Source organism: Stenotrophomonas geniculata, assembly GCF_034508895.1.
Lineage (GTDB): Bacteria > Pseudomonadota > Gammaproteobacteria > Xanthomonadales > Xanthomonadaceae > Stenotrophomonas > Stenotrophomonas geniculata.
This window is the reverse complement of the sequence record NZ_CP140571.1, coordinates 4,070,281-4,089,894: the sequence shown is the minus strand read 5'-3', so window position 1 is coordinate 4,089,894 and position 19,614 is coordinate 4,070,281. Positions and strand designations below refer to the sequence as shown.

Sequence of the window (19,614 nt, the reverse complement as noted above, 5' to 3'; positions counted from 1 at the left end):
CAAGGAGTTTTCCGCATGTCGTTCCAGGACAAGGTGGCCATTGTCACCGGCGGCGGCCGCGATATCGGCCGCGCCGTTTCGATCAAACTGGCTGCCGCCGGTGCACGCGTCTGCATCAACTACGCCAATGATGAAGCCAGTGCCCAGGAAACGCTGGCGCAGATCCAGGCGGCTGGTGGCCAGGCCATCGTGCATCGCGCCGACGTCACCGATGCCGCTGCCGTTGCCGGCCTGGTCGCTGCAGCACAGACCGCGTTCGGTGAGCGCATCGACCTGCTGGTGAACGTGGCCGGTGGCATGGTGCAGCGTCGCCCGCTGGCCGAGATCGACCCGGCGTTCTTCCACACGGTGATGGACCTCAACATCACCTCCACCTATCTCACCACGCACGCGGTGGTGCCGCACATGCGCGAAGGCGCGGCCATCGTCAATTTCGCCTCGCAGGCCGGTCGTGATGGCGGCGGCCCGGGCGCATCGATCTACGCCACCGCCAAGGCGGCGGTGATGACCTTCACCCGCGCCATGGCCAAGGAGCTGGGGCCGAAGGGTATCCGGGTGAACGCACTGTGCTGCGGCATGATCGCCACCCGCTTCCACGACGAGTTCACCAAGCCGGAAGTGCGCACGGCCGTTGCCGGCGCCACCCCGCTGCGCCGCCAGGGTGCGCCGGACGAAGCCGCTGACGCTGCTGTATTCCTGGCCTCGGATGCGGCGGCGTTCATCACCGGTGCGAATCTGGACGTCAACGGCGGCACCTACTTCTCCTGACTGGAATCCTGCCCATGCAGCGCTGGACGCTCCTGCTTTCATTGACGATCTGTTCCGCCGCGGCCGCGCCTGCCGCTTTGGCTGCACCGGTCTGGGTCACCGCATGGACCGCCTCGCCGGCACCTGACCGCAAGGATGGCACCGCCGAGGCACCCGTACAGTTCGCCGCACAGACCGTGCGCCAGGACATGCGTATCGGCAGCCGTGGCGATGCGCTGCGGCTGCGCATCAGCAACGAGCTCGGCACGGCGCCCTTGCGGGTCGAGGACCTGCGCGTGGTAGCAAAGAACGGCAAGGCCGCACCGCTGCCGGTAACAGTGGATGGCCGCGCGGTCATCGAGGTGCCGGTGGGTGCCGCGCTGCTGAGCGATCCGGTGCGGATGCCGGTGGCGGCGCTGCAGGAAATCAGCGTGAGTGCCTATTTCCCGCAGCCCACCCGTCCCGCCGTGCGCCGCACCGAGCTGCGGGTAGCGGACGGCAGGCAGGCAACCGTTGCCGACAGCGTGCGGCTGAGCTACCAGCAGAACGTGTTCTCGGCGGTGATGGTGCAGCGCGCAGATCCTCCCCAGGTGATCGTGGCGCTGGGCGATTCCATCACGGAAGGTGCCACAGCCCGTCGCGGGACCTTCAACCAGTGGCCGGAGCGGTTGGCGCAGCGCCTGCAGCAGGCCTGCCCGAACCGGTTCGTGGTGCTCAACCAGGGCATCAGCGGCAACAAGCTGCTTGACCATGGCCGCAGCCACAGCGCCCTGTCACGATTGGATCGCGATGTGATCGCGGTAGCCGACGCCGATCAGGCCATCCTGTTCGAAGGCATCAATGACATCCGCCACGGTGGTGGCGCGCAGCCGCTGCCTGGCCGCAACGCGGCGGACATGCTGATGGGCTATCAGCAGGTTGCGGCGCGGCTGCATGCGCATGGCATCCGCGCCTGGCTGGGTACGTTGACCCCATTCGGCGGCTCCGAGCGCTACGAGCCCGTGTCCGCAGCCACCCGCACCACGATCAACCAGTGGGCACGCGGTGGGCAGACCGGGTTCGATGGCATCATCGATTTCGATGCCGCCCTGCGTGATCCGAAAGCGGCGGAATCGTTGCCCAACGACATCACCCGCGACCATCTGCATCCCAACGACGAAGGCTACCGGCGCATGGCCGATGCCATCGATCTGCGCATGCTGGGCTGCACCGCCACCGACTGAGAGAGAACCGATGAGCCGCGTCGTTTGTTTCGGTGAATTACTGCTGCGCCTGGGCGCACCCGGTCGTGAACTGCTGCTGCAGACGCCACAGCTGCAGGTCCATGTGGGGGGCGCCGAGGCCAATGTGGCGGTCTCGCTGGCCTGCCTGGGCCATGACGTGCAGATGGTCAGCACTGTACCCGGCAATGCGCTGGGGCAGCATGCGGTGGCCGAACTGCGGCGGCATGGTGTAGGTGTGGACGATGTTCGTGAAGTGGATCGCGACCGCATGGGGCTGTACTTCCTGGCCACCGGTGCGGTGCAGCGCGCCAGTGAAGTGGTGTATGACCGGGCGGGCTCTGCATTCGCAAACAGCAGTGCCAAGGATCATGCGTGGCCCACTCTGCTGTCCGGCGCGCACCTGCTGCATGTCTCGGGCGTGAGTCCGGCGCTGGGCGCCAACGTGGCCGAGTCGGTGAGGGGGGCCGTGCGTGCGGCTCGCGCGGCCGGCGTCCAGGTGTCCTTCGACGGCAATTACCGTCCCTCACTGTGGCGACGCTGGGGTGGCGACGCAGCGGTGATCCTGCGTGAGATCTTCGCCGAGGCCGACATTGCGTTTGCCGATCATCGGGACATCGAACTGGTGCTGGGGCTGCACTTTCCGCAGGACGATGCGGTCGCTCGGACCGAAGCCGCTGCGGCGGCCGCTTTTGCCGCCTTCCCGCACCTGCAGTGGCTGGCCTGCACCCAGCGCGACGTGGTGAGTGCAGATCATCACATCCTGGGCGCGCTGCTGTTGGGGCGCGACGGCACGCGGGCGCAGGCACCACCGCGCCCGCTGCCCGGTATCGTTGATCGCATCGGTGGTGGCGATGCCTTTGCCGCCGGCATCCTGCACGGATTGCTGTCCAGGCTCGACGCAGAAAGCACCGTGCGCTTCGGACTGGCTGCGGGCGCGTTGAAGCACGCCATTCCCGGCGACTTCAGCCCGGTAGCGGAGGCGCAGGTGCTGGCTCTGCTGGGCAATGCAGGCGCGGATGTCCGGCGCTGAGCGCGCGTGATCACTCCGCCGGCGCGGTGACGAAGCGACGATTGGGGCGCAGATAGATGCTGCCGGAACGGGCATCCAGCAGGATATCGAACTGCTGCAGTACTTCGCTGCCAAGCGTGCCGTCGCCCGTGGAGCCTTCGTCATCGACAGTGATCGAGGCTTTCTGCCCTTTCAGTTGCAGGGTCGAAATGCTGGCCTCGGGCACACGCACATCCACCGCGCGTATCTTCCGGCCCGCGCTGCCGCTGAACTGAGACGTTCCAAGTCGTTCCGGGAACGCCTCCTGCAGGCGGTGTGCGGTGCCGAAGGCGTAGGACAGGTCGACGTTGCCGTTGCTGCCGGTGTCCAGGGCAAGCCAGGGCGTAAAGGTGCGGCTGCCGTTGCCGAGCGAGACCTGGATGGCCGGGACGTTGTCAATCCAGCGCACGTTGGCCCGGACATACCCGGCAAGATCGGGAACATCGTCGTGCACGCGCAGCAGACTGCGGTCGTAGTCGATTTCCAGGACCTTGCCCTGGAAGAAGGTCCAGCCCAGTACCGCATCGAAGGGGCGCCCCTTGTAGTCGATCACCACCGCTCCCATCGGTCGCTGCAGGCTGCCGATCCGGACCGCGTTGTGCGTGCTGTAGTCGAGAAGCGTGACGCCATCGGAACCGGTGTTCTCACTCTGATCATCAATGACCAGCTTCGCGTCCTGCTGGACATGCCTGGCAACCGCCGTGGCCGACGCACCGGTGTCGACGAGAAAGCGCAGTGGTCGTGAACCATTGATCGTACCCTCGACATAGATCCGGTGATCCTTGCCCTGCTCGAAGGGAATTTCGGTGACCGCAGCACCGGCTGCGAGAGGCACCAGCATGATCGACATCGCGCATTGAAGCGCAGTACGAGGCAGTTCGCACATCCGAGAGCTCCTTCCGTCAGTAGAGCCGCAGCGGGTGCCGTGCTCATTGCGGGTTGGATGCCGCCGCCGGTGAAAAGGTTTAAGGCATCCGTGCTGCGTCACCGGCACGCCACCAGGACCGGATCATCGTCCGGAGATCCACGCTTCAAGTGCTGCGGTGTCCCGCATGTCGCCGTCATAGCGACGATCAGGAACATGCGGTTCATTCGAACCGCGCACACGGCCCCGAAAAACCTTCATCGGTACGGAGATCCTGGCCAGGCCGCTCGGGAGCCGCTCCGGCCGGACATCCATGTAGAGGCTGTCGGCCGACGTCTCGACGCCCACCTGCACCGCGCCCAGCCGCTTCCACAGATCCAATGCATCGAGGCAGGCCGAGCCGCAGGTCGCGTCAGCCACGACCACCACCCTGCCCTTGCGTCCGGACCCAGCCCGCTCTGGTTGCGATAGAACGGCGGCCGGATCATTGGCGGGTTCCCGCCACAATGGCTGGCCTTGCTCCCTTGCCTGCGCCATCCCTGCGGTTACGGACTCCAGCATATGAAGCAGCGCCGGTGATGCGTCAGGTGCCTGCTCCAGTTTCTGCAGAAAACCACGGAGCTGGGCGATGTTGGGTTCGGACGCCCGCCACTCCACCCAGCTGTCGTCACGCACTGCATCCACGGCCTCGCGCCCCCAGATCAACCGCGCCAGCGCGATGCTCCAGTGCGACGCACCGCCGCCGTTGCCGCGCACATCGAGCACGATCAGGGGCGCCTGCAGCAACGCGTCGGTCGCCGGGGTGAGTTGCTGCAGCATCCGGGTGAGCTCCTGGAAATTGGCCGCAGCGGGATCGGCGTTGAAGCTGCTGGTGGTGATCCAGTAGCCACCGCCTGGCATCGTGTGCCAGCCATTGGCTGGGCGGAAGCTGCGACGGGTATCGGCCAGGCGTTCCTTCCGGCTTCCCGGATCGAGTGGCGCCCAGCGCAGCGTATGGCGCTGTTCTCGACCATTCACACGAAAAACGCAGCTGCTCAGCATCGGCACGAACGGATTGCCCTGCTCCAGCAGCACTTCACCGCCACCATGGATGCGGCTGGCCTGCAGGTTCCAACGCCCGCTGAAGTCACCCACCCGGCGCGCAGCCAGCGTCTGCGCATCGATGTCATCACAGGACAGCAATCGAGCCCCCAGCGGCGGATGGCCCGGACCACCGTCCACGGTCATGACGACCTGCGCATCGCCGTCGAAGCCGGTCAGGAACCCGGGCCATTGCGTTGGAAGATCGGGAGCGTCGGCAAGCGCGTTGAGGCTGACGTGGCCGTCATTGAAGGAGGCCGCGTAACCCTTCATGGCCCACCAGTAGCCCGCGAAGCTGTCGACCCTGCCCGCGCGCGAGCGGGCAAGCGCCGAGGCTACCTCCAACTGGGGAACGAAGCCGGGATTGCGCCGGTCGACCGTGCCCGGATGACTGTCGCGCATGGCTGCATCCGCTGCATCCAGATCTGCCAGCAGCGTGCGCGACCAGTCGGTTGGAACGCTTTGCGGAATGGGTGTGGCAAGCACCGCGCCCATCAGAAGCCCTGCGATGATCATGCCCACATCCCTCCCTTGGATCGATCTCCAGTCTCGCAGTTTTCCAGCCTGGCAACCCGCGCCCGCCGCAACGGGCGCGGACGCACATCAATGCAGCGGCACCTTCAACACCGAAGGCGCATTGGCCGGCGAGCTGAAGGTCACCGCCCCACCCAACTGGCTGATGCCCGCATACCGCAGATCCACCGTATCAACCACCAGGGTCAGGCGGCTGCCGGCCGGAATGTTCCAGCTGCTCGCTTCCAGGCGCAGGTCCAGCGTCTTCGGCTGGCCCGGCGTGGCACCACGCAGCGTGTAAGGCTTGTGGCTGATCAGCTGGCCGTTGCCCAGCACATCCTCGGCATACAGGTAGGCATACAGCGTGGTGTTGGCGCGGCTGGGCGTGACGGTCAGGCGCACCTCCGGCGCGCCGTCCAGGCGTCGTGCGCTCCACTGGACCGGCCCCTGCCAGACGCCGGCGGCGTTGCGGCCCACGAACGGAACATAGGCGCCTGGCGGCAGATTGATCATCTGCAGCGCGCCGGAGGCCATCGCCACGCCCGAGTTGGCAGCGGTCAGCAGGCCACTGCCGATACGGTAGTTCCAGCCGGTGCTGCTTCCGCTCTCGGCCAGGCCGCCGGTGGGCAGCAGAAGCCCTTTGGGTGCGGTCAGCGCATAGCTGACGGCGCCCGCATTGGTCGCCTGCCAGTTCGGGTAGGTGCTCCAGCTGCCCTTCTGCGACTTCAGCTGCACCGCAGGCTGCCGGTCGATGCCATTGGCCTCACCCTTGAGGTAATGGTCGAACCAGTCCCCCACCGAATCGTAGACCTCGTTGGGAATACCCAATGCGCCAAAGGCTTCGTTGAGCGCATGGTCGCCATGGCGCAACTGCAGCTGCTTGGGGCCCTTCAGACGGTTGAAGAAGTCCACCAGCTGGCCCGGCGGGAACAGGCTGTCGTTGAAGGCGTTGGCCAGGAATACCGCGGGCTGGTTGGCGTTGATCTCATCGATGCTGGACCCGGGACTGCGCTGCGCCGCCACCGGCAGCAGCGAGTCCACCGCGCCCTGGTAGTTGCCGACCAGCACATTGCGATTGATGGTGGACAGCTCCGGTCCCGGGCGACCGGTGGCCAGGCCCGCGGCAACCAGCAGCGCGATGCCCTGCGCGCTGGGGGTGTCGTTGCTGTACAGCGAGGCCTGCAGGTCGGCCCAGCCGCTCAGTGCGGCCACTGCCTTGATGCGAGGGTCGCGCGCCGCCGCCAGCAGGCTGGTGCCGGCGCCGTAGGAGATGCCCGAAACGCCGATTCGTGACGGGTCGGCGCGGGTGTTGTCCAACGCCCAGTCAATCAGCGCACTGACGTCCTCGACCGTGGCCGGCCCGGCGATGTCGATGCTGCCGCCGGATTCCCAGAAGCCACGCGAGCTGTAGCTGATGACCACATAGCCACGCCGCGCCAGCGACTGCGCCACGCCCACGTATTCCACGCTGGGCACCGCCCAGCTGCTGGGCATCACCAGCAAGGGATACCGCCCGCTGCCCGCGTCCTGCGGTTCGATGACGAAGGCCCCGAGAGGCGTTCCATCCCAGCTGGGAATGGTGCGATGGGTGGTCTTGACCGTGGCCGCCCAGGCGGTGGGCGCCAGCCCGGTCAGCAGGATCAACAGCAGCAATACCTTGCGCATCGTGGTCTCTCCCCGTCGGTGGTGGTGCAACGGATCGGACCGTACCAGTGCGAATGGTGACAGGCACCTTGCGGCGCAGCATGACGTTTGCTGCATTGTCGCAGCCTTTGGATCGATGCTATGACGGGATCTTCCCAAGGATGGACAGATACTATGAGGCCCCGGCCACTCTCACTTGCCGCCCTGATGCTGGGTGCAGTCGGCCCCGTGTCTGCGGACGGACCCGCGCTGTCCGACGTCGCCGCCGGCGCAGTTTTTGAAGAGGCGGAAGCGCTGTGCCAGGCCGACAACGGTCGGCTCTGGGGAGCGTCGCTGTGTGGGCCGATGATGCTGGTAGACCGGACCAGTCGACGGGTCACGGCACCCCATGCAGATGCACAGGGCCGCCTGCAGGTACGTGGAAAGGTCTTCGTCGGCCAGCTTCCGCCGGACGCGATCATCGCCAACACCGCCGTCGAATGGTCTGGCACCCGCTGGACGCAGCTGCTCTGGCCGCTGCCACAGGACGAAAGCCGGCGACGCACGCTGCTGGCCCACGAGATGTTCCATCGCCTGCAACCCGCATTGTCGATCGAAACGCCGGCAGAAGGCGGCAATGAGCACCTCGACACGCTCGAAGGGCGCTATTGGCTGCAGCTGGAATGGCGTGCACTTGCCGCCGCACTGTCCGCAACCGACCCCGGCGCACAGCGCAACGCGATGAACAATGCGCTCGCGTTCCGTGCTGAGCGTTACCGTCACTTCCCAGCCGCCTCTCGGGACGAGGCCGCGCTGGAGTTGAATGAAGGCCTGGCCGAGTACACCGGCGTTCTCGTCGGCAATCCAACTCGCGCTGCGCGCATCGAAGCTGCACTTCATGACCTTCACGCCCATGTGGGTGATCGCAGCTTCGTCCGTTCGTTCGCCTACGCGACCGGCCCGGCCTATGGCCTGCTGCTGGACCAGGTTGCGCCCGGATGGCATCGCAATCTTGTCCACCCCGCCCGGGATCTCGGTTCACTTCTGGCAGAGCGCACGCACACCACTCCACTCACCGACGAAGCTGCACTGCTCACCACGGCAGCGCGTTATGACGGGCCTGCGCTGCGCGAAACGGAAGTGCAGCGGGAACAGCAGCGCCTTGTGCAGCTTGAACGCAACCAGGCCCGCTTTGTAACCGGCCCGGTACTGCGGCTGGATCTTCGCAGCATGCGCATCCAGTTCGACCCAGGCAACATGCAGCCGTTGCCTGGCAGCGGCACGGTGTATCCCACGATGCGGCTGAGCGACGTATGGGGAACGTTGACGGTCACCGACGGAGCGTTGATGCAGAACGACTGGAAGGCCGTGTTCGTGCAGGCGCCTGCATCGGGCGAACTGCCCCTGCAGGATCATGGATGGACGCTGAGCCTGGCGCCCGGATGGTCGCTGGTACCTGGAGCGCGCCGCGGCGACTACGTGTTGCGGGCACAGCCCTGAGCCTGGTGGCGAAGGGGACCGCCCCGCCCTAGCACGCGCGCGTGTCAGCCACGTGCCGTGTGATCTGACACCTCTCCAGTGCTTGCGGGCGGTCACAGCTTCGTCTTTTCGTCGTTGACCGAAAGACGACAGCTTGTGACGCTTACGACACCGCAGGGCCTCCACAGCCCAACAACGCGGTCACGTCCCACCGCAATCCGCTGCACCCGACTCCGCACCGTCTCCCCATGACCTCGCCCTGCCAGGTCGTGGCGGACGGCTGCGCCCTGAACTTCTGCTGGAGAACCGCAATGCGCCTTGCAAGCTTCTTCTTCGCGTTCGTCCTCAGTGCCTTCGCCAGCGCTGCCCAAGCCCAGGTCGTCACCCTCAACAAGGGCGGCTTCGTGCTCACCTACGATTGCAGCATCCACAGCGCCACCCGCTACGAATACACCCTGACCGCCGACACCGGCTCGGCTGCCCGGCCGTCCAGCTTCTACAAGGACCCCGACCTGGCGGCAGGCTGCCTCGGCCAGACCAGCACCGCCTCCTACGCCAGCATCAAGTCCGGCTATGACCGGGGCCATCTGGTGACGTCCAACCACATGGACTACAACGCGACCTACATCCGCCGCGCCAACTACATGACCAACATCGTTCCGCAGGTCTCCAGCTTCAACCAGGGCATCTGGGTGAAGGCCGAGAACGTGGCCGAGTGCTATCGCGACATCGCGCCGGTGGATGTCTATGGTGGCGTGGTCTACGGCGACGCCTCCAACGACTATTTCCTTTCCAGCCACGGCATTCCGACACCGGAGTTCTTCTGGAAGACGATCATCACCCGTGATCCGAACACCGGCACGGCCAAGGCGATCAGCTGGATCATTCCCAACGAAGCCAATCTGGGCAGCCTCGACAGCTACCTGGTGACCATCGCCGATCTGGAGGAGCTGTTGGGTGCGAGCTACGTTGCGATCAACGCACCGGCCTCGCTGAAAAACATGCTGCCGGCCAGCACCTGGCCGCAGCCGGCGGGGTGTGACCTGGGCTGACCGGCATGCCGGGAATGGGTGGCACCCTGCCCGGGTGCCACCCAAGGATGGCTGTGGGAAAATGGCGGGCAATTGCACCACCGCATTGCGCCCTGGAGTTGTAGATGTCCCTTTTCCCCTTTGATGCCGTGCTGTTCGACTGCGACGGCGTACTCGTCGATTCCGAGCCACTGGTCGCCCGCGTGCTCTCGGAAATGCTGACCGCACGCGGCTGGCCGCTGACCCCGGCGCAGGCGGGTGAAGTCTTCCTCGGCCAGTCCGTGGCCCATCTGGCCGGGCTGATCGAGGAGCGCACCGGCAAGCCGTTCACCGAGGCGTGGCTTGAAGAGTTCCGCCAGCAGCGCAACCGGGCACTGGAACGTGACCTGGAAGCGATCCAGGGGGCACCCGAGGCCGTGCGTGCGATCGCTGCGGCCACCGGTGGGCGGATCGCCTGCGCCTCCGGCGCCGATCTGCTAAAGGTGAAACTGCAGCTGGGCAAGGTCGGCATCCTCGATGCCTTCGGCGACCACGTCTACAGCGGCCAGGACATGCCGAACACCAAGCCGCACCCGGACGTCTACCTGGCGGCCGCTGCCGCGCTGGGTGTGGATCCGAAGCGCTGCGCGGTCATTGAAGACACCGTGACCGGTGCGACCGCCGGTGTGGCGGCAGGTGCCACCGTGTTCGGCTTCAGCGAGGGCGGCCCGCACCACAGCACGCCCGAGGCTCTGCGCGCGGCCGGTGCCCAGGTGATCTTCCAGCGCATGGAAGATCTTCCCGCACTGCTGGCGGCCTACACCGCCGACGCTGCCGCCTGACCCGGCGTCAACCCGCAGCGCCCTGCCCGGCGCTGCGGCACCTGCCGCTGTAGTGCCGCGCAAACAGGTACAGCCCGGTGAACAGCTGCAGGAACAACGGCGGCAGCGGCGAATAGGTGATCCACGCCGCAGGCTCGCCATGCCCCAGCCCGCGCACCACGAAGTTGGCGATCACCGTCAGGGTGAACACGATCGAGGTCCAACGATGCACGGGCCGTGCCCAGCCACCGCGGCTCATTGCCGGCGCCTCGCTTCGGAACGGGCTTCGATCATCTTCCAGCCATTGCCCGATGGATCGCGGAATCCGGCGTCGACGGCGCCAAAGCGCTCGATCGGCTCCTGGGTGAATTCCACGCCCTGTGCCAACCACTGCGTGTAACGCGCCTGGCAGTCATCCACAGCCAGCACCAGGGGCGGCATTGCGCCTTTGGCCACCAGCTGCTGCAGCGAAAGCGCGGTGGCCGCATCGTGGGTGGGCGGACCCGGCACGAACAGGCCCAGCTGGAAACCGTCCTGGCCTGGGCTGCGTACCGTCAGCCAGCGGTAGCTGCCATTGCGCACGTCGGTATGCACTTCGAAACCGAGCTTGCCGACGTAGAACGCCAGCGCCTCATCCTGGTCGCGCACATACAGGCCGACCGTGTTCACCATATCTGACATGCAGCACCTCCTCTCAAGTGCGCCTACGTTACGCCCCGACGAGGCGGTTCTGCTTCTCCAAAACTGCGCCAATGGCTGGGACGGCGAACGTGAAGGAATCAAAAGTACATGGCCCTCCCCAAAAGCGGATGAATACGCAGTTCCGCGACGGCGGATAATCCGCCCCGGCATTAAGTCAACTTAATGTGATGCCAATCACGCACGCGCCTGAGGGCGCATGCGATAACCGCGCGGACCGGGATTCATGGGCACCATCACGCCGACAGGGAGCGCATCATGCAGGACGTAACGCAACGCCAATGCAAAGTTGTGTCCGACAGCCGCTGGTCGCTCAGTACCTTCATGGAATTCTATGAGCGGATATTGAGCCCTCGCATTTTCCAGCCTTACGGGAAGCTGCTGGCCAGGGAAATCGCCAGCGACATCGATGCAGGGTTCGCGGTCAAGGACGTGCTGGAAGTGGCATGCGGCACCGGGGTGATCACCGCCAGCCTGTATGAGGATCTTGCGCGGCCACGGGGCTTGCGGCTGGTGGCCAGCGATCTCTCGCAGATTGCGGTGGGCATGGCCCGACGTGTCCTGAACCCCGAGATCCAGCAGAACGTTCCGTTGTTGGCCGACGTGGACATGGCAGAGCTTCCATTCGATGACAACAGCTTCGATGTGATTGTCTGCGGCTTCGGCCTGATGTTCCCGCCCGACAAGGCGCGCGTGGCCAGGGAGTTCCGGCGCGTGCTGCGGCCGGGTGGGCGTGTCTACGCGACGATGTTCCACTACAACCAGCTCTTCGAACTCACCCGCCAGCAATCGCAGCTGCATTTCGGCATGCCTTCCCGGTTGATGGACGCGGCGCTGAGCCTGACCGACCCGTCGCCGATCACCCGCGCCTTCGCGATCGAAGGGCTGTCCCGGGCCAACGACGTGCCTGCTGGGCTGCATCCCCTGTCGTTCTCGCTCGACGCAGCCGGTGCGCGCGAGTTCCTGTTCAATGCCTGCATCCTGCTCGAAGAGTTCAACCAGTGCGACACCCGCACCCGTGAGCACTACCTGGACCTGATGCTGGCGCAGTTCGGCAAGGACGTGCCTGACCAATGCTACCGGGTGGAGGCATGGTTGCTGCGCGGCCAGGCCGATCCCGCCAATGCGGGCACGACGGTGGACATCGCGTCGCCCGACTTCTCGCCGCTGGTGCGCTGCCAGCAGCTGACCCATCGCGCGTCCAGCGCGGGCGTCGAGTGCGCAATCTCCGTGCAGGAGGCACAGGGGCTCGCTGCATTCACCGCTGCCAAGGCGGAGTTCCTGGCTGAGTATCCCGGCTTCCCCGACGCATCGGTAGAGAAGATGCGCAACGAGGAGTACGCACGGCTGGACGAGCAGCACGTCACGTATCTGGATCATGTAGGCGGAACCCTGCCACCCGAAAGCCTGCTCGAACAGGACCTGCAGGCGTTGAAGCACGCAATCCTGGGAAATCCGCATAGCGGATCGAAGGCCTCGCAGGCGGCATACCAGGAGGCGCGGGATGCCATCTACGCCTTCTTTGACTGCTCTCCGGACGAGTACGAAGTGATATTCACTGCGAACGCCAGCAGCGCGATCCGGCTTGTGGCGGAATCGTTTCCGTTCCAACCGTGCACGCAGCTGCTGTTGACCAAGGACAATCACACGTCGGTGCATGGACTGCGCGAATACGCCAGGGCCAAGGGCGCCTCGGTGAAGTACATCCCTCTGGACGACGATCTGCTGCTGCACGACGACCTGATGCGGCGTGTGCTGCAGCGGCTGGGCGACGGCGCCCCACACCTGCTGGCCTTTCCCGCCCAGTCCAACGCGACCGGCGCGCGGCATGACCTCGCCTGGATCGCCCGCGCGCAGGCGCACGGTGCGATGGTGCTGTGCGATGCAGCCGCACTGGTCCCGCAGGCGCGGCTGGATTGCGGCACCCTTCAACCGGATTTTGTGGTCGCCTCGTTCTACAAGATCTTCGGCTACCCCACCGGCGCAGGCTGCCTGCTTGCCCGCCGCTCGTCGCTGCAACTGCTCAGACCACCGTCCTTTGCCGGTGGCGGAGTCTGCTACTACTCAGGCCCCTGGTCGCCCACCGAGCGGCTGCTGTATCGCGATGCCGGGCAACGTTTTGAGGTGGGAACACCCAACTACGCCGCGTTCCCGGCGATCGCCCGGGGCTTTGCCTTCGTGGCACGGATGGGCGGCGCCGAAGCCCTCGCGCTGCACTCCACTGCACTGGCCCGGTGGATCGAGGTGCGTCTTGCCGCGCTTCGCCATACCGTGCGCGGCGACACACCACTGTGCCGCGTGTACGGCCCGCCGGCACAGCGAAAAGGAGCGACGGTGATGCTCAACTTTTTCGACTGCTATGGCTCGATCGTGCCGCATGCCCGCGTCAAGCGCCTCGCCGATCGCTTCGGCATCACCCTGCGCAACGGATGCTTCTGCAACCTCGGAGCTGTCCAGCAGGCAACCTATGCAACTGCGGGTGCCGAGCACTGCGAACTGGACAAGACCGGGAAGATCCTCGACTGCACCGCCTTCGATGAGAAGATCCTGGACAAGGGAGATTGCGGCGCGGTCAGGATTTCATTTGGGCTCGGTTCGAATTTTGCCGACGCCTACCGCTTCCTGATGTTCGCGACCTGCCTGCTGGACACCGACGTTTCCGGTCTTGAAGGCGTGCTCGCCGCGAGTGACCCTGAAGCCGATGCCGGCAGTCCTCGTACTGCTCCTGCCGTGCCGGCCTGACACTCCATGGCGAGTGCCGCCGACGGCGCGCGACGGCGACGTTGTTCCAGCACGGATGTGTCCAGGAGGGGGCGCTTCGCGGAGCGTGCATGACATTCGGGCACGGCATCGCGTAGAGGTGGGTGCCTGCGTTCGCGTGCACGCACACTACCCGGGCTGTCACCGGTGATGTCACGGAAGATGCGGCCAAAGGTACCCAGGCTGCGCCATCCGGTCTGCGCGGCGATTTCGGTCACCGCCAGATCGGTCTCACGCAGCAGCGCCACCGCCCGTTCGATGCGGCGGCTGAGCAGATAACGGTGCGGTGGCAGCCCGAAGGCCTGCTTGAACGAGCGGGCGAAGTGCGCCGGCGACACCGCACTGACCTCAGCCAGGCGCGCGACGGGCCATTCCTCATGGCTGGCCCGATCCATCCGGTCCTTGGCGCGCAGCAGGCGCCGGAGCAGTTCGGGGCTCTGGCTCATGGCATTGCCGCCCGGGCCAGGTAATGGCGGGCTGCATGGCGCGCCTCGGCGGCCTGCTCGACCAGCCAGTCACGGAATGCAATGACCTTGGCACTGCCACCTCGCGCCGTGGGTGCCACGAACCAGAAGCTGCGACCGTCGCTGGCCACCCCCGGATGCGCCTGCACCAAACGCCCGCTGTCCAGCTCGGCCTGGAACAGGATCGGCGAACCAATGGCGATGCCCTGCCCTGCGATCGCGGCGCCGACATCCAGATGCTCGACGGCAAAGGGCGCGACGAAACTCTCCGGTGCCGGCGGTGGAAGGTGCCCGTGCGCGGCAAACCACAGGGCCCACCAGTCCGGCCGCCCGAGCAGGGGAATTTCCAGCGCGCTGCTGCCCAGCCCACGGGCTGCTGGCAGCAGCGCCGGCGCACACAACGGTGTGAACACACTGGGAAACAAAGGAGTTGCCTGAAGACCTGGCCATTCACCCTGGCCATTGCGGATGGCCGCATCGAAGTGACCGGCGGCCAGATCCTGCGGCGCTGCCGACAGGTCCAGCTCCAGCACGAACTGCCGGTGGCGGGCGCGGAACGTGCCCAGCCGCGGCGTCAGCCAACTGGTGCCCAGCGTGGGCAGCACGGACAGGCGCAGTCGCGCCGCATCCATGTCTGCGGCGCGCATGAAGCTGGCGCGCAGTGCATCGAATGCCCGGGTGGCCTCCTGCGCGACGCTGGCCCCCGTCGCCGTCAGTTCTACGTGCTGTGCATGGCGCAGGAACAGGCAGGTACCGGTCTGGGCCTCCAGCCGCCGCACGTGGTAGCTCACCGATGCCGCGCTGGTGTCGAGCTCTTCGGCGGCACGCGCGAAGCTGCCCAGCCGCGCCGCCGCCTCGAAGGCACGGATGGCGGCAAGCGACGGAAGCTGGCGTTGGGTCACCATAAGTGTGGCTTAGCCTGAGCCCCGATATCTGCGTGGTCAATCCCCCCTCGTGCCCGCAACGATGGAGGCACCTTCGGTAGCGGATCACGCACATGGATCGACGGCAGTTCCTGGCCACTTTGGCCGCCGCGGCAGCGTCCACCGCCCTGCCCTCCGGGTGGGCGCTGGCCAGCCACAGCGAAGATTGGACATGGTTGCAGGGCAACTGGCGGGTCCGGCACCAGCGCCTGAAGGAGCGCCTGGTGGGCGATACCCGCTGGGAGTCTTTCACCGGCTCCAGCGCGGTCTGGCTCACCCTGGGCGGGCTCGGCACCATTGATGACAACGTCATGGCGCTGCCTTCGGGCCCCTACAGGGGGCTGGGCGTGCGTGCATTTGATCCAGTGTCTTCCACGTGGTCGATCTGGTGGATCGATGGCCGCAATCCTGCCCATATCGAAGCCCCCGTGCGCGGGGGCTTCGAGGACGATGCCGGCAGCTTCCGTGGCACCGACCGGATCGACGGGCGCCCCATCGATGTGTGGTTCCGCTGGCATGACATCCACGGCGAGGAGCCGTGGTGGGAACAGGCGTTCTCCGACGATGCCGGTGCGCACTGGGAAGTGAACTGGCGCAACTGGTTCCGCCGAACTGCTGCGGCCCCCTCTCCGCTTCCGAAGCTGCCGGATGCACCGGGCGACTTTGATTTCCTGGTGGGCCATTGGAACGTGCGCCATCGTCGCCTGCGCGCTCGGCTGGCAGGCAGCGACGCGTGGGACGCGTTCAACGGCACCCTGCACAACTGGCCGGTCCTGGGAGGATTCGGCAACGTGGGTGACAACCTGATGGACGTGCCTGGAGCACCGCTGCGCGGCATGGGCATCCGTGCCTGGAATGCGGCGGAGCAGCACTGGCTGAGCTGGTGGCTGGATGGCCGCGAGCCGACCCGGATCGGCGCGCCACTGCGTGGTGGTTTCCAGGCCGGTGTCGGCCGCTTCTTCGGCGAAGACCAGCACGACGGTCGATCAATCCAGACGCGGGTGATCTGGTCACGCATTACCCCGCGTTCGGCGCGCTGGGAACAGGCGGCCTCGACCGATGGCGGGCGCAGCTGGGAAACCAACTGGGTCAGCGACTTCGAGCGACAGGCATGAAGGCGCTGCTGGCCGTGATGCTGCTGGTTGCTGCGTCGCCTCCCGTGCCTCCATCAGGTGTGCTGCAGATCGTCGGCCCCGCGGAACGCTTTGCCCCGGGTGTTGCTTCCACGCGGTACGACGAGATTCGACTGACCTTGAGCCCGGACGGAAAAACCGCGCTGTGGTTCAGCCGCAACCGGCCCGGCGGTCCGGGCGGGTATGACATCTGGGTCTCCCGCAACGATGGGCAGCGCTGGCCGCCGGCGACGCCGGTGCCGTTCAACACGCCGGGGCGCGACTTCGATCCCGCCTTTTCCGCCGATGGCCGCGTGGTGTATTTCTGTTCGGATCGCGCAGGCGGCCAGGGCGGCGACGATCTGTATCGGGTCAGCATGGGGAGCGACGGTCGATTCGGGGAGCCGGTCAATCTTGGCCCGGCAGTGAACAGCGCGGCCGATGAATTCGCGCCGATGCTCTCGCCGGACGCAGCCACGCTGCTGTTCTCCAGCGATCGCGCAGGCGGTGCGGGTGGCCATGACCTCTACGTCGCCGCGATGGTCCGTGGCATGGCACAGCCGGCACGGCCGCTGCCGGGAGACCTCAATACCGCAGCGCAGGAGTTCGATGCCACCTTCCTGGGCGACGGCCGAACGGTGGTGTTTGCCCGCGCCCAGGACTTCGGCAGTGCACCGGTGCGCCAGTTCATTGCCTACGCACGTGGAGGCCGTTATGACGCAGGCCATGCATTGCCCTCGCCCTTGAACGAGGCCTCCGGCGACAGCTACGGCGCGATGCTGGATGGATCGCGACCCGACACCTTGACCTATTCGGCGCGGCGCGCGGACGGTGCAGGGTTGGACCTGTACCGCATCCGCTATCGGATGATGCGCCCTTGAAGGCAGATGTTGTCGATTCCCGGCGCCCCGATTCGTCGAGAGGATGACTACCCCAGGAGAAAATGCAGATGCCCTCCCATCAGTCCCTTGCCTGCGCCTGCGGCCAGGTCCGCCTGACCGCCACGGGCCGTCCCATTGCCACCGTCGAATGCTGCTGCGACAGCTGCCGCAAGGCCGGCGCCATGCTGCAGGCGCTGCCCCGCGCACCGGCCGTACTGGGCCGGCATGGCCAGACGCTCTTCGTAATGCATCGCAAGGATCGCGTCAGCATCGATGCCGGGCATGCCATGCTGCGTGCCTTGCGATTGTCCAGCAGGGGCGGCAGCCGCCGCGTGCTGGCGGGCTGCTGCAATACGCCGCTCTTCCTGGAGTTCAGCGGCGGCCATTGGCTGAGCCTGTATGGCCTGTTGTGGCCGGCATCGACAAGACCTGCCGTGGAGATGCGGACCATGGTCAGTGATCTTCCTGATGCGTCTGTGCTTCCTGACGATGTGCCGAACCTGAAGACCCGGTCGCTGCGCCTCTATGCGCGGTTGATGAAGGCGTGGATCGCCATGGGCTTCCGCAGCCCACGCATCGAGGTCGCGGGAGATACCCATGCCTGAGCCCGGACGGATCGAGATCGAAAGCATCACCACGCCCGGGCACATCCAGCGCGTGGATCGCGCCAAGTACCTCGCCATGCGCCATGCCTTGCTGCGGGCGCTGCCCGCGCAACCGCCCGGCCTGACTGTCGCGCAGGCGAAACAGGCACTGCTGCCACACCTGCCCACCGCGCTGTTCCCGGCAGGTGCCACCGCCGGCTGGTGGTTGAAGGCCGTGCAGCTGGACCTGGAAGCCAAGGGCGTGATCGAGCGCGTCGCGGGCAGACCGTTGCGCCTGTTCAAGCACCTGGCAGCCGGCTGATCAGCGCTGTGCAGGCAGTTCCAACCGGTGCTTGCGGCACAGGCGATACACCGTGACCCGCGATATCTGCATCTGCCGCGCGCACTCGGAGACGTTGTAGCCGGTCTGGCGCAAGGTCTGCAGTAGTACATCGCGCTCGGCCTGGCCGCGCGCGTCGTGCAGCACCGCCGCGGGCAGGACCGCTACCGATGCGCCCAGCTCCAGGTCACGCTCACTGATCAGCTCGCCCTCGGCCATGATCGCTGCACGCTGCACACGGTTCAGTAGTTCGCGTACGTTGCCGGGCCAGTCGAAGCGCCGCATCGCCTGCAGTGCGGCCGGTGCGAAGCCGCGTGCACGCACGCTGTGGCGCAACCGGAAGCAGCGCAGGAAGTGCTCGGCCAGCAGCTGCACGTCGGCACCGCGCTCGCGCAGCGGTGGCATCAGCAGGCGCAGCACGTTCAGGCGGTAGTAGAGATCGCTGCGGAACCGCCCCTGCGCCACCGCGTGTTCCAGTTCGACGTGGGTCGCGGCAAGTACCCGCACGTCCGCGCGCAGCGGCTGGCTGCTGCCCACGCGCTCGAACGTTCCCTCCTGCAGCACGCGCAGCAGGCTGGTCTGCGCTTCTGCCGGCAGATCGCCTACCTCATCAAGAAACACCGTACCGCCATGGGCGGATTCGAACACGCCGATCTGCCGCTTGTCGGCACCGGTGAACGAGCCACGTTCGTGGCCGAACAGCTCCGACTGCACCAGGTTGGCCGGAATCGCACCACAGTTCACCGCGATGAAAGGCCTGCCGGCGCGCCCCGACAGCGCATGCAGCGCATGTGCAGCCAGTTCCTTGCCTGTACCGGTTTCGCCGGTGACCAGCACCGGCAGTTCCACCGGCGCGAACTTGTGCAGCACCGTGCGCACCGCATGCAGCGCAGCGCTTTCGCCAATCAATGCGTGCGGTCCGTACCCACTGCAGGTTGCATCGACTGGCGGATCATCCGCATCGAACTGCTGGCGCATTGCGCAGACCAGGTCCTGCAGGCCGAACGGCAGCGTGAAGCGCGCGCCGCATCGCTGCAGCAACGGCAGCCAGGCCGGCGATGTGGGTCCGGCGCCCGGTGGCAGTACCGCCAGCCAAGGCAGATGCTGGTGCTGCTCGATCCACGGTGCCAGCAGCTGCAGCGCCGCCGCATCGAGATGGCGCAGATCGAGTACGGCGAGCAATCGATCGCGCCCACGCAGGCCTATCGCCATGGCGGGATCGGGATGGATGCTGCGCACATACCAGCCTGCTGCCGCCAGCGCACTGCGCTCGTTCGCCAACGGCTCGCCAAACCAGAGCACGCAACGTGATGTAGAAGCCTCCGGGACCGCTGCCATGCTTCCCCCAGCATCCGGACACCGTCGGCGGACTGTCAGGCAATCGCCGGCGTGCCGCCCCCCGCCGGGACCTCTACGGCCACCGGGGCGGCCTTCGTTGGGCG

The 19,614-nt window shown here is 66.4% G+C and carries 18 protein-coding genes and 2 pseudogenes; 12 read left to right on the top strand and 8 right to left on the bottom strand.

Annotated features, from left to right (window positions below; all coding sequences use genetic code 11):
- Positions 1 to 15 precede the first annotated feature (15 nt).
- From RI032_RS18850 to RI032_RS18840, 3 genes are read left to right on the top strand one after another with little or no spacing between them, the layout of a single operon-like run.
- Positions 16 to 768: an SDR family NAD(P)-dependent oxidoreductase gene (locus tag RI032_RS18850; protein WP_010485596.1), complete on the top strand. Its 753-nt coding sequence runs from the start codon at positions 16 to 18 to the stop codon at positions 766 to 768.
- Positions 769 to 782: 14 nt separating this feature from the next.
- Positions 783 to 1,970, top strand: coding sequence for a GDSL-type esterase/lipase family protein (locus RI032_RS18845; protein ID WP_322547514.1), 1,188 nt, complete (start codon positions 783 to 785; stop codon positions 1,968 to 1,970).
- A gap of 10 nt (positions 1,971 to 1,980) precedes the next feature.
- Positions 1,981 to 3,000 carry a sugar kinase gene (locus tag RI032_RS18840; protein WP_322547513.1) on the top strand — a complete coding sequence of 340 codons (1,020 nt, stop codon included), beginning with the start codon at positions 1,981 to 1,983 and terminating at the stop codon, positions 2,998 to 3,000.
- Positions 3,001 to 3,010: 10 nt separating this feature from the next.
- On the opposite strand, the gene RI032_RS18835 is transcribed toward RI032_RS18840, so the two are convergent.
- The 3 genes from RI032_RS18835 to RI032_RS18825 all read right to left on the bottom strand — a co-directional run bounded on the left by RI032_RS18835 (position 3,011) and on the right by RI032_RS18825 (position 7,141).
- The gene (locus RI032_RS18835) at positions 3,011 to 3,904 is read right to left on the bottom strand and encodes a retropepsin-like aspartic protease (protein ID WP_322547512.1); all 894 of its coding nucleotides are present in this window, start codon (positions 3,902 to 3,904) and stop codon (positions 3,011 to 3,013) included.
- A 123-nt stretch (positions 3,905 to 4,027) separates the two neighbouring features.
- Complete coding sequence (locus RI032_RS18830; protein ID WP_322547511.1) at positions 4,028 to 5,479, bottom strand: S41 family peptidase; 1,452 nt, start codon at positions 5,477 to 5,479, stop codon at positions 4,028 to 4,030.
- 87 nt (positions 5,480 to 5,566) lie between these two features.
- Positions 5,567 to 7,141: a S15 peptidase family protein gene (locus RI032_RS18825; protein ID WP_322547510.1), complete on the bottom strand. Its 1,575-nt coding sequence runs from the start codon at positions 7,139 to 7,141 to the stop codon at positions 5,567 to 5,569.
- A 186-nt stretch (positions 7,142 to 7,327) separates the two neighbouring features.
- Here RI032_RS18825 and RI032_RS18820 point away from each other — a divergent pair, with 186 nt between their 5' ends.
- The 3 genes from RI032_RS18820 to RI032_RS18810 all read left to right on the top strand — a co-directional run bounded on the left by RI032_RS18820 (position 7,328) and on the right by RI032_RS18810 (position 10,430).
- Positions 7,328 to 8,599, top strand: a complete 1,272-nt coding sequence (locus RI032_RS18820) for a hypothetical protein (protein WP_322547509.1) — start codon at positions 7,328 to 7,330, stop codon at positions 8,597 to 8,599.
- Between the two features lie 290 nt (positions 8,600 to 8,889).
- Positions 8,890 to 9,630, top strand: coding sequence for a DNA/RNA non-specific endonuclease (locus RI032_RS18815; RefSeq protein WP_322547508.1), 741 nt, complete (start codon positions 8,890 to 8,892; stop codon positions 9,628 to 9,630).
- Between the two features lie 104 nt (positions 9,631 to 9,734).
- The gene (locus tag RI032_RS18810) at positions 9,735 to 10,430 is read left to right on the top strand and encodes an HAD family hydrolase (RefSeq protein ID WP_049481112.1); all 696 of its coding nucleotides are present in this window, start codon (positions 9,735 to 9,737) and stop codon (positions 10,428 to 10,430) included.
- Between the two features lie 7 nt (positions 10,431 to 10,437).
- On the opposite strand, the gene RI032_RS18805 is transcribed toward RI032_RS18810, so the two are convergent.
- Both RI032_RS18805 and RI032_RS18800 read right to left on the bottom strand, forming a co-directional pair.
- Positions 10,438 to 10,668: a hypothetical protein gene (locus RI032_RS18805; RefSeq protein ID WP_322547507.1), complete on the bottom strand. Its 231-nt coding sequence runs from the start codon at positions 10,666 to 10,668 to the stop codon at positions 10,438 to 10,440.
- Entirely contained in the window at positions 10,665 to 11,090 is a 426-nt protein-coding gene (locus RI032_RS18800) for a VOC family protein (RefSeq protein ID WP_019659769.1), read from the bottom strand. The genes RI032_RS18805 and RI032_RS18800 overlap by 4 nt, the downstream gene beginning before the upstream one ends.
- Positions 11,091 to 11,366: 276 nt before the next feature.
- Between RI032_RS18800 and RI032_RS18795 the strand changes: the two genes are divergently transcribed.
- Positions 11,367 to 13,850 (top strand): aminotransferase class V-fold PLP-dependent enzyme, encoded by a 2,484-nt coding sequence (locus tag RI032_RS18795; protein WP_322547506.1) that lies wholly within the window; start codon positions 11,367 to 11,369, stop codon positions 13,848 to 13,850.
- A gap of 26 nt (positions 13,851 to 13,876) precedes the next feature.
- Here RI032_RS18795 and RI032_RS18790 read toward each other — a convergent pair.
- Positions 13,877 to 14,314: pseudogene (locus tag RI032_RS18790) on the bottom strand (helix-turn-helix domain-containing protein); the annotation flags it as partial.
- Positions 14,311 to 15,237, bottom strand: coding sequence for a LysR substrate-binding domain-containing protein (locus RI032_RS18785; RefSeq protein ID WP_322547505.1), 927 nt, complete (start codon positions 15,235 to 15,237; stop codon positions 14,311 to 14,313). The pseudogene RI032_RS18790 and the gene RI032_RS18785, both read right to left, overlap by 4 nt.
- A gap of 92 nt (positions 15,238 to 15,329) precedes the next feature.
- Between RI032_RS18785 and RI032_RS18780 the strand changes: the two genes are divergently transcribed.
- From RI032_RS18780 to RI032_RS18765, 5 genes and pseudogenes are all read left to right on the top strand, one after another.
- Positions 15,330 to 16,370 carry a hypothetical protein gene (locus RI032_RS18780; RefSeq protein ID WP_322547504.1) on the top strand — a complete coding sequence of 347 codons (1,041 nt, stop codon included), beginning with the start codon at positions 15,330 to 15,332 and terminating at the stop codon, positions 16,368 to 16,370.
- Positions 16,367 to 17,248, top strand: a complete 882-nt coding sequence (locus RI032_RS18775) for a TolB family protein (protein WP_322547503.1) — start codon at positions 16,367 to 16,369, stop codon at positions 17,246 to 17,248. Before RI032_RS18780 ends, RI032_RS18775 begins: the two co-directional genes overlap by 4 nt.
- Positions 17,249 to 17,310: 62 nt before the next feature.
- A pseudogene (locus RI032_RS20675) lies at positions 17,311 to 17,388 on the top strand (GFA family protein); the annotation flags it as partial.
- A gap of 42 nt (positions 17,389 to 17,430) precedes the next feature.
- Positions 17,431 to 17,853 carry a GFA family protein gene (locus RI032_RS18770; RefSeq protein ID WP_322547502.1) on the top strand — a complete coding sequence of 141 codons (423 nt, stop codon included), beginning with the start codon at positions 17,431 to 17,433 and terminating at the stop codon, positions 17,851 to 17,853.
- The gene (locus RI032_RS18765) at positions 17,846 to 18,154 is read left to right on the top strand and encodes a DUF6958 family protein (protein ID WP_322547501.1); all 309 of its coding nucleotides are present in this window, start codon (positions 17,846 to 17,848) and stop codon (positions 18,152 to 18,154) included. Before RI032_RS18770 ends, RI032_RS18765 begins: the two co-directional genes overlap by 8 nt.
- Here the strand turns inward: RI032_RS18765 and RI032_RS18760 are convergent, their stop codons facing one another.
- On the bottom strand, positions 18,155 to 19,510 hold the full coding sequence (locus RI032_RS18760; protein ID WP_312717611.1) for a sigma-54 interaction domain-containing protein: 1,356 nt from the start codon (positions 19,508 to 19,510) through the stop codon (positions 18,155 to 18,157). It lies immediately after the preceding gene.
- Positions 19,511 to 19,614: the final 104 nt, after the last annotated feature.

Excerpts from the sequence above, each read along its gene's own strand:
- RI032_RS18770 (WP_322547502.1), top strand. The coding sequence starts at position 17,431 with ATGCTGCAGGCGCTGCCCCGCGCACCGGCCGTACTGGGCCGGCATGGC.
- RI032_RS18825 (WP_322547510.1), bottom strand. The coding sequence starts at position 7,141 with ATGCGCAAGGTATTGCTGCTGTTGATCCTGCTGACCGGGCTGGCGCCC.
- RI032_RS18785 (WP_322547505.1), bottom strand. The coding sequence starts at position 15,237 with ATGGTGACCCAACGCCAGCTTCCGTCGCTTGCCGCCATCCGTGCCTTC.
- RI032_RS18760 (WP_312717611.1), bottom strand. The coding sequence starts at position 19,510 with ATGGCAGCGGTCCCGGAGGCTTCTACATCACGTTGCGTGCTCTGGTTT.
- RI032_RS18810 (WP_049481112.1), top strand. The coding sequence starts at position 9,735 with ATGTCCCTTTTCCCCTTTGATGCCGTGCTGTTCGACTGCGACGGCGTA.
- RI032_RS18775 (WP_322547503.1), top strand. The coding sequence starts at position 16,367 with ATGAAGGCGCTGCTGGCCGTGATGCTGCTGGTTGCTGCGTCGCCTCCC.
- RI032_RS18795 (WP_322547506.1), top strand. The coding sequence starts at position 11,367 with ATGCAGGACGTAACGCAACGCCAATGCAAAGTTGTGTCCGACAGCCGC.
- RI032_RS18820 (WP_322547509.1), top strand. The coding sequence starts at position 7,328 with ATGCTGGGTGCAGTCGGCCCCGTGTCTGCGGACGGACCCGCGCTGTCC.
- RI032_RS18830 (WP_322547511.1), bottom strand. The coding sequence starts at position 5,479 with ATGATCATCGCAGGGCTTCTGATGGGCGCGGTGCTTGCCACACCCATT.
- RI032_RS18840 (WP_322547513.1), top strand. The coding sequence starts at position 1,981 with ATGAGCCGCGTCGTTTGTTTCGGTGAATTACTGCTGCGCCTGGGCGCA.
- RI032_RS18815 (WP_322547508.1), top strand. The coding sequence starts at position 8,890 with ATGCGCCTTGCAAGCTTCTTCTTCGCGTTCGTCCTCAGTGCCTTCGCC.
- RI032_RS18800 (WP_019659769.1), bottom strand. The coding sequence starts at position 11,090 with ATGTCAGATATGGTGAACACGGTCGGCCTGTATGTGCGCGACCAGGAT.
- RI032_RS18765 (WP_322547501.1), top strand. The coding sequence starts at position 17,846 with ATGCCTGAGCCCGGACGGATCGAGATCGAAAGCATCACCACGCCCGGG.
- RI032_RS18850 (WP_010485596.1), top strand. The coding sequence starts at position 16 with ATGTCGTTCCAGGACAAGGTGGCCATTGTCACCGGCGGCGGCCGCGAT.
- RI032_RS18780 (WP_322547504.1), top strand. The coding sequence starts at position 15,330 with ATGGATCGACGGCAGTTCCTGGCCACTTTGGCCGCCGCGGCAGCGTCC.
- RI032_RS18845 (WP_322547514.1), top strand. The coding sequence starts at position 783 with ATGCAGCGCTGGACGCTCCTGCTTTCATTGACGATCTGTTCCGCCGCG.
- RI032_RS18805 (WP_322547507.1), bottom strand. The coding sequence starts at position 10,668 with ATGAGCCGCGGTGGCTGGGCACGGCCCGTGCATCGTTGGACCTCGATC.
- RI032_RS18835 (WP_322547512.1), bottom strand. The coding sequence starts at position 3,904 with ATGTGCGAACTGCCTCGTACTGCGCTTCAATGCGCGATGTCGATCATG.